Origin of the sequence: Microvirga ossetica, assembly GCF_002741015.1 — a bacterium.
Lineage (GTDB): Bacteria > Pseudomonadota > Alphaproteobacteria > Rhizobiales > Beijerinckiaceae > Microvirga > Microvirga ossetica.
In genome coordinates this window covers 2749794-2763291 of the sequence record NZ_CP016616.1, presented here as the reverse complement: position 1 = coordinate 2763291, position 13498 = coordinate 2749794, and the positions used below count along the sequence as shown (strand labels likewise).

Sequence of the window (13498 nt, the reverse complement as noted above, 5' to 3'; positions counted from 1 at the left end):
CGCACTAGTGCTTGTGTTCGGAAGACGCTGCGCCGCCCATGCCGCGCACCGCGTATTCCACCGCGACGGAGCCAGCCTTTTCGAAGACGAGGGTGCCCTTGATCGTCTCGCCCTCTTTCAGCGGCTCCTTCAGGTCCATGAACATGAGGTGGTATCCGCCCGGCTTCAACTCGACCGTGGCGCCGGGCCCGATCTCGAGCCCGCCCTCGACCGGCTTCATGCGCATGACGTCGCCTTCCATGCGCATCTCGTGCACTTCGACCTTGGCGGCGAACGGAAACGAGCCGCCGACGAGGCGGTCGGGCGTTGGGCCGGCATTGGTGATGCTCACATATCCGCCGCCGACCTTGGCGCCGCCCGGCGTCGCCCGCGACCAGGGTTGCGCAAGCGTGAGCGGACCGGCCTTCACCGGTTGCGCGGCGGCAACGGCTCCGGCGACGCGAATGCCCGGCGCGGGCGATTTCAGGCTGTGCGGATCCTCGCCCGCGGCCGGCACCTGGGTCCATTCCTCCGCGACACCGTCGCATTCCTGCACCACGGGGAAATAGACCGTCGCGCCGGGCTGATAGGCATCGGTGAAGCGGGCCTGGAACACGAACTCGTCGTAATACGCATCGTCGAGGGAGCCGGTCCAGACGATGTCCGTCACGCCCTCGCTCACCGCTTCGCCGTTGACCTGGTAGGCCTTCACATAGGCGCCCTTGGCAGTCTCGAGCTTCCAGCCGGCCTTCGGCATGGGCTTGACGGCGACGATGCCCTCCGGGATGCGCACGCGAACTTTCTGAGTCGGCTTGCCGGCGCAGCCATGGGGGATGCGTAAAATCGCCTTGTAGGTGGAATTCGGATTGGCCTGCCCGTTCTCGAAACTGACATGGGCGAGCGCGGGAGCGGATACGGCAACGAAGGCGGCGGCAAGCGCGCCGAGGCGTGACGGGATCATGAAAAACTGTCCTGGCAGAAGAGGTTGGAATCGATAGTCGGCAGCTCAGCCGAGGCGTGGCGGCGCGCGCGATCCCAGAGGCAGGACAGTGGATGTGAGGCGTAAGTCGGACGCATCGCCGGAAAGGTCGGCGGCAGCTGCAACCGGCTCGATCCGCTCGAGGATGGCAGCGACCGGAGCCGGCCCGGTCGCTCCCGCGCCATGACAGCTCACGGTGCAGCAGAGATTTTCGTGGGCCTTCTTCGGTCCATGGTCCGGTGCGGAGGAGCCATCCTGCAGACAGATGATGCCCTGCGCCTCGGCGGCCGCTGCGGCATGGAATGCGCCGCTGACGGACAGGAGCACGAGCTGCAGCACGAACGCATAGGCCATCACCGCCGCAATCGCGGCGCGCGTCCAACCGGTCCGGGGAGCCCTGCGAGTCATCGCCGGGACACTGATCTTTTCGGAATCGGACGTCAACAGGACAGAAGGTCGGCAGTGGCTCAGTTTGATGTTCTACGTCATGACCGGCCTCGTGCCGGTGATCCCGATGCGAGAGGCGCCGCGCTTTTCCGCATCGGGATGGCCCGGACAAGCCCGGCCATGACGTAATGGTTGTCATTCCCTGCGAACTGAAGACGAGGAAGCCGCGAGCACTTTTCCGCCCAATGCGTTTACGGTTAAAGGACCCTTAACCCGGCACCGCTAGCATCCATGGCAACAATGTCCCGTCCCATGGTTTTCAGAGTGGCTCGATGCGTACGGCCCGCCGTTCTTCCTCCGCCTATGATGGCCTCTTCAGCGCCTTTCGGGCCTTTCTCGCCCGCCGGGCGCAGGAGCTGACGGGCCTGTGCCTGATCGCTGCCGCCGGCGCGGTGGCGGTGGCGCTGGGCACCTGGTCGGTCGACGACCCGAGCCTGAACAACGCCACCGATCTTCCCGTTCGCAACCTGCTCGGCTGGCCCGGCGCCATCGTCGCCGACCTGCTGATGCAGCTTCTGGGCCTTGGCGCCATCGCCGCCGTGCTGCCCCTGGCGCTCTGGGGCTGGCGCCTCATGAAATCCGGCGATCTCGGCCGCCTGCAGCTGCGCCTTGCCCTCTGGGTCATCGGCGCGGGCGCCGCAACGGCGCTGGCGAGCGCCCTGCCCCCGACCCAGAGCTGGCCCCTGCCGACCGGCCTCGGCGGCGTGGTCGGCGACGCGATCCTGGCCGGAGCCAAGGCGATCACGGGGTTGTCCAGCGGGGCTGCGAGCGCGGTTCTCGGCTTCCTGTTCGCCGGCATCGCGATCCTGACCCTCACCGCCGCCTGCGGCCTCGGCCCGGCGGAGGGACGCCGGCATGAGGAGCCGGAGGAGCTCGACGAGCCGCTGCCGGCAAGGCGCCGCAAGATCCAGGACTGGGATGAGGCGGAGGAGATCGGCCACGACGAGCCCGGCTGGGGCATCGTGTCGCTCGGGGCGCTTGCCCATGGCCTCATGAGCCTGCGCGCCAGCGCCCGCCGCTGGAAGGAAGGGCGCCGGCAGGCAGTCGATGAGGACTACGAGACCGCACCCGAACCGCAAAGGCGTCCTTCGCGCCAGCCCGGGCTGCGCCGCGAGCCGGTGCTCGACGGCTCACCCCCGCGCCCGCGCCCCGCACCGTCCTCCGTGCCGATGCACGACGAGGACGAGGCCGGCTGGGACGAGGACGAGGTGCCGCCCGCCCGTCCGGTCGCCCGGCCGGAACCGGCCCCGGCACGCGTCGGACCGGCCCATGCGGCGCCGAAGCCCGGCAAGCGCATGGCCCGCGAAGCGCAGCCCTCGCTGCTCGACGAAGAGAATTACCAGCTGCCGCAACTGGGCCTGCTCGCCGAGCCGAAGCGGCCGTCGGTCCCGACGATCTCGGCCGAAGCGCTGGAGCAGAACGCCGCGCTGCTCGAAGGCACGCTCGAGGACTTCGGGGTCCGCGGCGCCATCACCAAGGTCAATCCCGGCCCGGTCGTGACGCTGTATGAGCTTGAGCCTGCGCCTGGGACGAAGTCGTCGCGGGTGATCTCGCTCGCGGACGACATCGCGCGTTCGATGAGCGCGGTCTCGGCCCGCGTCGCGGTGGTCCAGGGCCGCAACGCCATCGGCATCGAGCTGCCCAACCACAAGCGCGAGACCGTGTTCCTGCGCGAGCTGTTGGCAAGCCAGGACTTCGAGACCTCGAAGCAGAAGCTGGCGCTGTGCCTCGGCAAAACCATCGGCGGCGAGCCGGTGATCGCCGACCTCGCCCGCATGCCGCACCTGCTGGTGGCCGGCACCACCGGCTCGGGCAAGTCGGTGGCGATCAACACCATGATCCTGTCGCTGGTCTACAAGCTCTCGCCGTCCGAGTGCCGCCTGATCATGGTCGATCCCAAGATGCTCGAGCTCTCGGTCTATGACGGCATCCCGCACCTGCTCACCCCGGTCGTCACCGACCCGAAGAAGGCGGTGGTGGCGCTCAAATGGGCGGTGCGCGAGATGGAGGACCGCTACCGCAAGATGTCGAAGCTCGGGGTGCGCAACATCGACGGCTTCAACGCCCGCGTGGTCGAGGCCAAGGCGCGCGGCGAGACCATCACCCGCACGGTCCAGACCGGCTTCGACCGCGAGACCGGCGAGGCGGTCTACGAGGACGAGGTGATGGAGCTCGATCCGTTGCCGTACATCGTGGTGATCGTCGACGAGATGGCGGACCTGATGATGGTGGCCGGCAAGGAGATCGAGGGCGCGATCCAGCGCCTCGCGCAGATGGCGCGCGCCGCCGGCATCCACGTGATCCTGGCGACGCAGCGCCCGTCGGTGGACGTGATCACCGGCACGATCAAGGCGAACTTCCCGACCCGGATCTCGTTCCAGGTGACCTCGAAGATCGACAGCCGCACGATCCTGGGCGAAATGGGGGCGGAGCAGCTGCTCGGTCAGGGCGACATGCTGTACATGGCCGGCGGCGGGCGGATCACGCGCGTGCACGGGCCGTTCTGCTCCGACGAGGAGGTCGAGAAGGTGGTGGCGCATTTGAAGCGCCAGGGCCGGCCGCAATATCTCGAGGCGGTCACCGCGGAAGAGGACGAGGGCGGCGGGGCTGGTGCGGACGCAGCCGTCTTCGACCAGGGCGAGTTCGGGGCGCCCAGCGGCGATCTCTACGACCAGGCGGTGGCGGTGGTCTTGAGGGACAAGAAGGCCTCGACGAGCTACATCCAGCGCCGGCTGCAGATCGGCTACAACCGCGCCGCCTCGCTCATGGAGCGCATGGAGAACGAGGGCATCGTCGGTCCCGCCAACCACGCCGGTAAACGCGAGATTTTGCTTGAAACGCAGGGAATGGGAGAGGATTAAGGGGTCCATCGGAACCTTGACCGGCCCTCTGCGTCATTCTGGAGCCATGGACAACGGCCAGGCTGCGGTCATCATGGTCCTCTCGCGGAGATTCGTCGGATGCGTCCCCCCTCCCTTGCCAGCCTGGCAACCGCCCTGTCCGTCGGGACGGGCGCGCTGCCGGCCATGGGGCAGGTGCTGCCGATCGAGATGATCATGCCGCCGGCGCGACCGGTCGCGGCCCAGGGCTTCGGCCGCTCCGCCGCCCAGCTGCCGACGGCCTTCTTCCACCGCGGCGCGACGCCGACCTCGCAACCCTCCCGGCCGGTGATCCCCCGACCCGCGAATGCGGAGCAGGTCCTGGCCGTCACTACGCCGCTGCCGCCGAGCCGGCCCCCGGCGGCCGAGATCCCAGATAACCTTGAGACCGAGCCCATGGCGATCGCACCCGTTGCGACGGCAGCGATCGAGCTCGCTCCTCCGGCGCGGCCCCTGTCCAACAGCGCGGTGGTGGAGAAGGCCAATGCCTATTTCACCCATCTCAACACCCTGGTGGCCGATTTCACCCAGGTCGGCGGCGACGGGCGGCGGGTGAAAGGCACGCTCTTCCTCCAGCGCCCCGGCCGCGTGCGCTTCGAATACGATCCGCCCGCCACGCTGCAGGTGATCGCCGACGGCCGCTCGGTCGCGGTGCGCGACCGCAAGCTCGCGACGCAGGACCTCTATTCGATCTCGCAGACGCCGCTGAAATTCCTGCTGCGCGAGCGGGTCAATCTCGGCCAGGACATCCGAATCACCGGCATCGCCAACGACGGCGATTCGGTGCGCATCAACCTGGAGGATTCCTCGACGCTGGGCGGCACCTCGCGCATCACCCTCTATTTCGACAGCCAGGTGGAGATCCTGAACCAGTGGCGCATCGTCGATGCGCAGGGCTTCCAGACCGTGGTGATGCTCGACAAGGTCGAGCGCGGTCGCCGGATCGACCAGGACATGTTCAAGATCCAGTACGAGGCGATCCTGGGTGGGAACAATTAGGCCCGCTGCGCTTCCCTCCGGCGCAAATCTGTCGTAGCCGGAAAAGATCTTCCGAGGGCTTTTCCCGTGCAATTGACGATCTCGACCTGGAACATCAATTCCGTTCGCCTGCGCATCGATCAGGTGGGCCGCTTCCTGAAGGAGCGCCGCCCCGACATCCTGTGCCTGCAGGAGACCAAGTGTCCGAACGACAAGCTGCCCCTGAAAGAGCTGCAGGCCTTCGGCTATCCCTTCATCGTCCATATGGGCCAGAAGGGCTATAACGGCGTCGCCATCCTCTCCCGTTATCCGTTCTCGGAGACGAGCGTGATGGAGATGTGCGGCCGCCAGGATGCCCGCCACATCACCGTCACCTTGAGCCGCGAGGCCAAGGCGGCGGCGGGGGTGACGATCCATAACTTTTACGTTCCAGCCGGCGGCGACATTCCCGATCCGGGCCTCAACGAAAAATTCCGCCACAAGCTCGACTTCATGGCCGAGATGCGCTCCTGGGGCGGAAAGGCGAAGCCTACCTCTCAGCCTGCCATTCTCGTGGGCGATCTCAACGTGGCGCCGCTCGAGCACGACGTGTGGAGCCACAAGCAGCTCCTCGACGTGGTGAGCCACACGCCGGTCGAGACGGCGGCGCTGGAAGAACTGCGGCAGGAGGCGGAATGGATCGACGCCATGCGCGTTCTTCGTCCCGAGCCCGAAAAGATCTATTCCTGGTGGAGCTATCGCTCGCCGGACTGGGCCGCCGCCGACAAGGGCCGCCGGCTCGACCATATCTGGCTCTCTAAGGGCATGCAGGACACGATTCGCTCCATCGACGTCACCCGCGCCACCCGCGGCTGGGATCGCCCGTCCGACCATGCGCCCGTGACGGCTGTGCTGGAGCTGTAAGACCGTTTTCGGAGCGGGAACCGGGGCGCTCTTCTGCCGGGTGCGCTGACAGCGCAGCTGTCTTCGGCCTGCGAGACTCTGCTATGGTCGCTCCATGATACAACAGAATGCCGTCGCCACCGTCGAGTCCGCTCCGGCTCTCGACAGCGCCTTGGCCGCGGAGGTCGAAGCGATCGGGCGCATCGGTTCGGTCTCTTCCATCCTGCAGATCCTGCTCGAAAGCACCGGCCTCGGCTTCGCCGCCGTTGCGCGCGTGACCGATAGCTCGTGGACCGCCTGCGCCGTGCTCGACAGGATCGGCTTCGGCCTGCCCATCGGCGGACAGCTTGAGGTGACGACGACCTTCTGCTCGGAGATCCGCGCCTCGTGCACGCCCATCGTGATCGACCGGGCCAGCACGGACGAGGTCTACAAGTCCCACCGGACGCCGAGGATGTACGGCTTCGAGAGCTACATCGCGGTGCCCATCGTCCTTCGCTCGGGCGAGATCTTCGGCACCATCTGCGCCCTCGATCCGAAGCCCGCCCAGGTGTCCGATCCCAAGATCCTTCGGAGCCTGCAGCTTTTCGCCGAGCTGATCGCCTCGCAGCTCGAGCTCGACAGCACGCTGGCCGCTCAGAAGCGGGCGCTCGCCCATCAGGATCTCCTGATCAACGAGCTGAACCACCGGGTGAAAAACACCCTGGCGACCATTCAGTCCATCGCGTTCCAATCTCTCAGGAGCGCAGAGACCATGGATCATGCCAGTCAAAGGCTGGAGAGCCGGCTCATGGCGCTCGCGCGGGTTCATGATGTGCTGACGCGGGAGAGCTGGGACAGCGCCGAGCTGCGCACCATCGTGCATCAGGCCATCTCCCCCTTCGAAAGCGTGGACCTGCAGCGCTTCGTCCTGACGGGCCCCTCGATCAAGCTGCCGCCGCGCCAGGTGCTGCCCCTGTCCATGGCGATCCATGAGCTGTTGACGAACGCGCTGAAATACGGTGCCCTCTCCGCGCCGTTCGGGCGGGTCTCGATCTCATGGGACCTCGTCGCGGATGGGAACGAGGTGAGGCTCCGGTGGGACGAACACGGCGGACCTCCCGTCGTGCCCCCAACCGCGCGCGGCTTCGGCACCCGCCTGATCGAGCGTGGTCTCGCTCAGGAGCTTGGCGGATCCGTCGCCATCGAGTTCGACCCATCCGGGGTGACCTGCGCGATCGCGTTTCCGCTCAACGATCAGCCGATCTGAGTTCTGTGGGCGCGCGCCGCGCCCGCAAGCCAGCCGCAAGCTTAGCTGCCTAAGGAACCATTTCCTTTCGGAAACACGGCGCCTTGGGGGCAAGCGGATGATTCTCAAACTGCGTTCGATCAAAAGCCGGGTCCTGCTGCTGGCAGGCGCGGGCTTCGTCGGGGCCTGCACGATCCTGACCTTCGCAGGCACCCAGATTATGATGAGCTCCGCCCGCAGCGAGGCGGTCGTCGCCGCCAACACCCTGCTCAACCAGTACAAGGGTCAGGTCCAGGCGGAAATCGGACGTGCCATCTCGGCCGCGATGGTGATGAATTCCGCCGTCGAGGCGGTGATCTTCGACCAGAAGGTCGACCGGGACGAGTTGGCCGAAATCGTCGCGAAGACGGTCGAGAGCCAGCCCGATCTCCTCGGCATGACGCTCGCCTTCGAGCCGAACGCCCTCGACGGGCATGACAAGGACTTCCTCGCCCACACCTATTCCGACCCGACCGGTCGCTTCGCGCCGTATTTCTTCTGGCGGCAGGACCGCAAGGTCGGCGTCGAGCCGCTCGACCTGACCAAGGCACCGGCCATCGAGCGCTGGTACACCAGGCCCCTGCGCGACAACCGCAGCCAGATCGTCCCGGCCTATACGGATTCGGTCGACGGGAAGGATGTGCTGATGTCGACGGTGAGCGTCATCGTGCGCCGCTATGGCACCCCGGTCGGCGTCATCACGGCTGATATGAGCCTGAACGCGATTGCCGGGTCCATTGCGGCGCTGAAGCCCTTCGAGGCCGGCACGGTGAGCCTCGTCGGCGCCGGCGGCTTGTGGGTCGCCAACAAGGATGCGCAGCTGCTCGGCAAGCGCGCCGACGACGCGCAGCTTACCGAACTGAAGGGCAAGGCCGCCTCAACCGGTTTCGCCGACATGGTGATCGAGGAGGCCGGCGTCGAGACCTATCGCGCCGTGGTTCCGGTGGCCTTCCCCGGAATCGAGGAGCCCTGGCTCCTGTCGGTCTCGGTTCCCGTCGATGCCATGGTCGACGGCGCGCTGGACGCCCGCAACCTGATGCTGCTGACCGCGGGCGGCCTGCTGGTCCTGGCGCTTCTCGGCGCCTGGTGGGCCGCCCGGTCGCTCGCCACCCCGATCGCGCGCATGACGCAGACCATGAAGGCCCTCGCCGACGGCGACACCGGCGTCACGGTCACCGATACCGGGCGCGCCGACGAGATCGGCGCCATGGCCGGCGCGGTCCAGATCTTCAAGGACGCGCTGATCGCCAAGTGCGAGGCGGACGAGGCCGCGGCCGTGGAGGCCGACGCGAAGATGCGCCGCGCCCAGGTTCTCGACCGGCTGACCAAGCAGTTCGAGGCCAATGTCTCGGTGCTCACCAACGGGCTGTCCTCCGCGGCTTCGCGCATGGAAACCACCGCCCGCTCGATGACCACGGTGGCGGACCAGACCACGAGCCAGTCGGTGACGGTCGCCTCCGCCGCCGAGCAGACCTCCGCCAACGTGCAGACGGTGGCCGCCGCCACGGAGGAGCTCTCGATCTCCATCCGCGAGATCGCCTCCCAGGTCGGCCAGTCCTCGCGGATCGCGGAGCAGGCCGTGAGCGAGGCGCAGCGCACCACGCAGACGGTGCAGGCGCTCGCCGCTTCGGCGGAGCGCATCGGCGATGTGATCCAGCTCATCAACACCATCGCGTCGCAGACCAACCTCCTGGCGCTCAACGCCACCATCGAGGCGGCACGCGCCGGCGAGGCCGGCAAGGGCTTCGCCGTCGTGGCGAGCGAGGTGAAGAACCTCGCCAGCCAGACTTCGAAGGCGACGGAGGAGATCTCCTCCCAGATCGGCGCCGTGCAGCAGGCGACGGTGGAGGCGGTGCAGGCCATCGAGACCATCGCCCGCACCATCGGCGAGATGTCCCAGATCTCGGTGTCGATCTCCGCCGCCATCGAGGAGCAGGGCGCCGCGACCTCCGAGATCTCGCGCAATGTGCAGGAGGCCGCCCGCGGAACGGAGGCTGTCACCGGCAACATCAACGACGTGCGTCAGGGCGCCGGGGAAACCGGCACGGCGGCGGCTCAGGTGCTCGCCTCGGCCCGGGAGCTCGCCCGCCATTCCGACACCCTCGGCGCGGCGGTCGGCTCGTTCCTGTCGGGGGTCAAGGCAGCGTAAAGGGAGAGCTAGTTCTCATAGGCTGGCTCATAAAGCGCGGGTAACCCTCCTCCCCCTTGTGGGGAGGAGTTGGAGGTGGGGGTGTCGGCGCCAGACCTTGATAGGCTACCGCTCACACCCCCACCCTTAATCCCTCCCCACAAGGGGGAGGGAGACGGCACCTGCGTCTCACGACAAATGATGAACCAGCCTCAGCCTCTAACTTTCGGGCTTGCTCTCGCCGTCGATGGCGATGAGCTGCTGGCGCACCCGCTCCAGACCCTCCGCAAGGCGGCTCAGCTCCTCGGCCATGGCATCGTGAATGGCGGCGGCGGCATCCGGGAATTCCTCCAGGACCCGGCGCATGAGGCTTGGGCTGACGCGGATGATCGTCGAAGGCTCGCGGGCGGTGGCCGTGGCGCGGCGCTCGATGCGGGCGAACAGAGCCGCCTGCCCGATCAGCGCTCCGGGACCGGCCAGGAACGTCTCGGGCGAGCCGTCCTCGAGGGCGTCGAGGGCGATGGCGCCCTGGCTCACCACATAGCCGCCGTCGGAACGGTCGCCCTTGCGGAACAGGACGTCGCCCGCCCGGAAGGTCCGGTTCTCCGACGCGAAGGCGACGAGGCGCAGGGCATCCTTCTCCAGCAGGTTGAACAGTGGAGCCTGAGTCAAAACCGCGATGTCGTCGTCGAGCGCCATGATGGTCTTTAAGGGATCAGCTTGTAGCCGCCGGGCTCGGTCACGAGGATGCTGGCGTTGGACGGATCGGATTCGATCTTCTGACGCAGGCGGTAGATATGCGTCTCGAGAGTGTGCGTGGTGACGTTGGAATTGTAGCCCCAGACCTCGGTGAGCAGCGTGTCGCGGCCGACCACCGCCTGGCCTGCGCGGTAGAGATAGCGCAGGATCGCCGTCTCCTTCTCGGTCAGCTTGAGCTTGGAGCCCTTCTCGGTAGTGAGCAGCTTCGAGCCCGGGCGGAAGATGTACGGCCCGATCTGGAACACCGCGTCCTCGCTCGCCTCGTACTGGCGCAGCTGCGCGCGGATGCGGGCGAGCAGCACCGCGAACTTGAACGGCTTGACCACGTAATCGTTGGCGCCGGCTTCCAGGCCCATCACCGTGTCCGTATCCGACCCCTGGGCCGTGAGCATGATGATCGGGCTGCGAAAGCCGTTCTGGCGCATGACCTTGACCGCCTCGCGCCCATCCATGTCGGGCAGGCCCACATCCATGATGGCGAGATCGATCCGGTCGCCCTTCACCGCGTCGATGGCGCCTGTGGCCGTTTCGGCGGTCGCCACCTGGAACTCGTCATAGAATCCGAGCTGTTCGGCTAGGGTGTCGCGCAGGTCCTGATCGTCATCGACGACGAGGAGGCGGCTTGCATTCGACATCTCAAACCCTTCAACACGATGAATCGCAAAAGTCGCTGGCGCGGCCTTCCGAAAGCGTGAACCCCAAGCCAAGAAACCCTTTGAGCCTCGAGCTGGTTCGTCCGCCCCTTGTCGCCGCGCACGATCCGGGTCGAAAATCGCGGCCTGGCATGACACCGGCGCGAGCCTTGAGCTTCGGATCATGCTCGAGGCATAAGAGTAGTCATTCCCAGCTTGACAACAAGAGGGGCCTAACCTCCCTTCCACTGCCCATGAAACCGTCTCGCGTCAATGTCATCCGCGTCTTCCGCTCAGCCACCGACCCTCGGCGCGGGCGCCTTCAGGCCGGCAATCTCGTCCTGCCCTGCGCCCTCGGGCGCTCCGGGACGAGCCATGCCAAGCGCGAGGGCGACGGCGCCTCGCCGGTCGGACGCTTCCGGATCCTGCAGGCCTTCTACCGGGCCGATCGCGGCCAACGTCCCCGCACGGGCCTCCGCTTAAGGCCGATCCGGCCCGGCGACGGCTGGTCCGACGACGTGCGCGACCGCCGCTACAACCGCCTCGTCCCCCTGCCCTGCCCCACGAGCCACGAGAGGATGTGGCGCGACGACCACCTCTACGACGTGGTGCTCGACATCGCCTGGAACCGCGGCCCCATCGTCAAAGGCCGCGGCAGCGCTATCTTCCTGCATCTGGCCCGCCCCGGCTTCCTGCCGACCGAGGGCTGCGTCGCGGTGGACAAGCGCATGATCGGCCGCCTCATGGAGCGGATCGGGCCGCGGACGCGGATCGAGATCGTGGGCTGACGCCCGACCATCCACGTTTTGACACAAACACCACCTCATCCTGAGGAGCCGCTGAAAGCGGCGTCTGCGACCTCCTCAGGATGAGGTTTGAGACAAAACAGACGAGGATTTCAGTTCCGGAATTAAGTTAAGCGCAGCCGTCATCATTGCCCGACCACGCTCTCGTAAAACACCTCCGGCCCGTCGATCTCGCGCATGCGGCCCTTGTCGATGAGCAGAAAACGCGTGCCGATGGTTTTGACGAAGCTGCGGTCGTGGGAGACGAGGATGCAGGTGGCCTCCGCGTCGAGGATTTCCGATTCCAGCTGCTCGCGGCCGGGGATGTCGACGTGGTTGGTGGGCTCGTCCATGAGGTAGAAGTTCGGCTCGGAGAGACGCAACGCCAGAAGCCCGAGCCGCGCCTTCTGGCCCGGCGACAGCTTTGCGATGGGCAAGCCCTGCTTCTCGATGGAAAAGCCTGCCTCCGCCAGCACCGCGCGGCTGCGCTGATCGCCCAGTCGAAACCCTGACAGGATGAAATCGTGCGCGGTGCTCTTTTGCGGCAATTGCCGCATGTCCTGATCCACGAAGCCCAGCGCAAGGCTCGGGCTCACGCGGATGCCGTCGCGTCCTTCCGGTCGATGCATCGCCTCATGCAGCAGGCGAACAAGCTGCGACTTGCCGGCGCCGTTGCGGCCGAGCACGACGATGCGGTCGCCTTGAGCGACTTCGAGCTTTTGAATCGCAAAGAGCTTGCGCCCGCCCGGCGCCTGGACCGTGACATTCTCCAGCGCCACGAGCACGCGCGCATGGGTGCCGCGATTGCCGAGCCTGATCTCGCCCGGCCGCTCCTTGTGCACGGCGCGGGCGCCCTGCTCCAGCGCATCGGCACGGCGCTTGATCTGCGCCGATTTCACCTGCGCCGCATCGCTGCCGCTGTTGATGCCGACATTGCGCAGCTCCGATGCGCTCTGGCGCAGGCGCTTCACCTCGCGCAGGGTTTTTTCGCGCTGCGTCTGTGCCGCTGCATCGTGCGCGTCGAGCAGCGCCCGCGCGCGGCGATAGGGATGCGCGAAGGCGACGGATTCCTCCGGCCGCAGGAACAGCGTTTTCGTGGTGCAGGCATCGAGGAAGTCGCGGTCGTGGCTCGCCACCACGATGGGCGCGGTGTAGCCCGCATTGTTGATCCAGGCCTCGAGCTTGAACAGCTTTTCGAGATCGAGGTGGTTGGTGGGCTCATCGAGAAGCAGCAGGTCCGGCTGCGTGATCCAGGCGCGTGCGATCAGCGCCAGACGCTGCCAGCCGCCGCTCAGCGCACGCATCGGCAGAGCGCGCAGATCGGCCGGCGTCTCGAACTCGTCGAGCACCATGTCGACGCGCCATTGCTGGCTTTCCCGCTCTTCCGCTGGAAGCGCGTCGAGCAGAACGTCGTGCAGCGACACATCGAGCATACTGTCGGGAACGTCCTGCTCCACCAGCGCGATGCGCAAACCGCGCGAGCGGACGATGTCGCCGGCGCTCGGCTCCATGAGGCCTGCGAGGCATTTCAGAAGAGTCGATTTGCCGGCGCCGTTGGCGGCGACGAGCCCGAGGCGGTCGCCCTCGCCGATGACGAGGCTGAGGTTCTGGAACAGGGGCGTGTGGGCAATGAATGTGACATTGCGAAGGCTCAAGGAAGCCATGGGAAACTCACTGGTGCAGCGCGCAGGCAAAGGCCTCGCGCGAAAAGTCTGGAACGTGTCAGACGCGGCCGATCCTTGCGGAGCACGGGCGCGATGAGCCGTTCAGAGCTGACCAGAAT

11 protein-coding genes are annotated in these 13498 nt (G+C 66.8%); 6 read left to right on the top strand and 5 right to left on the bottom strand.

The features are described from left to right. Positions 1-4: 4 nt before the first annotated feature. Together BB934_RS13050 and BB934_RS13045 are read right to left on the bottom strand one after the other, a co-directional pair. Positions 5-940, bottom strand: a complete 936-nt coding sequence (locus tag BB934_RS13050) for a DUF1775 domain-containing protein (RefSeq protein WP_099510016.1) — start codon at positions 938-940, stop codon at positions 5-7. A 45-nt stretch (positions 941-985) separates the two neighbouring features. Further along, on the bottom strand, positions 986-1366 hold the full coding sequence (locus tag BB934_RS13045) for a hypothetical protein (protein WP_157934156.1): 381 nt from the start codon (positions 1364-1366) through the stop codon (positions 986-988). A gap of 311 nt (positions 1367-1677) precedes the next feature. Between BB934_RS13045 and BB934_RS13040 the strand changes: the two genes are divergently transcribed. From BB934_RS13040 to BB934_RS49080, 5 genes are all read left to right on the top strand, one after another. Next, entirely contained in the window at positions 1678-4266 is a 2589-nt protein-coding gene (locus BB934_RS13040) for a DNA translocase FtsK (protein WP_099510014.1), read from the top strand. 99 nt (positions 4267-4365) lie between these two features. After that, on the top strand, positions 4366-5283 hold the full coding sequence (locus BB934_RS13035) for an outer-membrane lipoprotein carrier protein LolA (protein WP_099510013.1): 918 nt from the start codon (positions 4366-4368) through the stop codon (positions 5281-5283). Positions 5284-5349: 66 nt separating this feature from the next. Beyond that, positions 5350-6165 (top strand): exodeoxyribonuclease III, encoded by an 816-nt coding sequence (locus tag BB934_RS13030; protein WP_099510012.1) that lies wholly within the window; start codon positions 5350-5352, stop codon positions 6163-6165. Positions 6166-6259: 94 nt separating this feature from the next. Then, complete coding sequence (locus BB934_RS13025) at positions 6260-7393, top strand: HWE histidine kinase domain-containing protein (protein WP_099510011.1); 1134 nt, start codon at positions 6260-6262, stop codon at positions 7391-7393. Between the two features lie 97 nt (positions 7394-7490). Continuing rightward, positions 7491-9560, top strand: coding sequence for a methyl-accepting chemotaxis protein (locus tag BB934_RS49080; RefSeq protein ID WP_237050271.1), 2070 nt, complete (start codon positions 7491-7493; stop codon positions 9558-9560). 198 nt (positions 9561-9758) lie between these two features. Here the strand turns inward: BB934_RS49080 and BB934_RS13015 are convergent, their stop codons facing one another. Then, positions 9759-10238, bottom strand: coding sequence for a cyclic nucleotide-binding domain-containing protein (locus tag BB934_RS13015; RefSeq protein ID WP_099510010.1), 480 nt, complete (start codon positions 10236-10238; stop codon positions 9759-9761). Positions 10239-10246: 8 nt separating this feature from the next. Beyond that, positions 10247-10933: a response regulator transcription factor gene (locus BB934_RS13010; protein WP_099510009.1), complete on the bottom strand. Its 687-nt coding sequence runs from the start codon at positions 10931-10933 to the stop codon at positions 10247-10249. Between the two features lie 251 nt (positions 10934-11184). On the opposite strand from BB934_RS13010, the gene BB934_RS13005 reads away from it, so the two are divergent. Then, entirely contained in the window at positions 11185-11718 is a 534-nt protein-coding gene (locus BB934_RS13005) for a L,D-transpeptidase family protein (RefSeq protein ID WP_099510008.1), read from the top strand. 143 nt (positions 11719-11861) lie between these two features. On the opposite strand, the gene BB934_RS13000 is transcribed toward BB934_RS13005, so the two are convergent. Beyond that, the gene (locus tag BB934_RS13000) at positions 11862-13379 is read right to left on the bottom strand and encodes an ABC-F family ATP-binding cassette domain-containing protein (protein ID WP_099510007.1); all 1518 of its coding nucleotides are present in this window, start codon (positions 13377-13379) and stop codon (positions 11862-11864) included. Positions 13380-13498: the final 119 nt, after the last annotated feature.

Excerpts from the sequence above, each read along its gene's own strand:
- BB934_RS13040 (WP_099510014.1), top strand. The coding sequence starts at position 1,678 with ATGCGTACGGCCCGCCGTTCTTCCTCCGCCTATGATGGCCTCTTCAGC.
- BB934_RS13000 (WP_099510007.1), bottom strand. The coding sequence starts at position 13,379 with ATGGCTTCCTTGAGCCTTCGCAATGTCACATTCATTGCCCACACGCCC.
- BB934_RS49080 (WP_237050271.1), top strand. The coding sequence starts at position 7,491 with ATGATTCTCAAACTGCGTTCGATCAAAAGCCGGGTCCTGCTGCTGGCA.
- BB934_RS13045 (WP_157934156.1), bottom strand. The coding sequence starts at position 1,366 with ATGACTCGCAGGGCTCCCCGGACCGGTTGGACGCGCGCCGCGATTGCG.
- BB934_RS13015 (WP_099510010.1), bottom strand. The coding sequence starts at position 10,238 with ATGGCGCTCGACGACGACATCGCGGTTTTGACTCAGGCTCCACTGTTC.
- BB934_RS13050 (WP_099510016.1), bottom strand. The coding sequence starts at position 940 with ATGATCCCGTCACGCCTCGGCGCGCTTGCCGCCGCCTTCGTTGCCGTA.
- BB934_RS13005 (WP_099510008.1), top strand. The coding sequence starts at position 11,185 with ATGAAACCGTCTCGCGTCAATGTCATCCGCGTCTTCCGCTCAGCCACC.
- BB934_RS13010 (WP_099510009.1), bottom strand. The coding sequence starts at position 10,933 with ATGTCGAATGCAAGCCGCCTCCTCGTCGTCGATGACGATCAGGACCTG.
- BB934_RS13035 (WP_099510013.1), top strand. The coding sequence starts at position 4,366 with ATGCGTCCCCCCTCCCTTGCCAGCCTGGCAACCGCCCTGTCCGTCGGG.
- BB934_RS13025 (WP_099510011.1), top strand. The coding sequence starts at position 6,260 with ATGATACAACAGAATGCCGTCGCCACCGTCGAGTCCGCTCCGGCTCTC.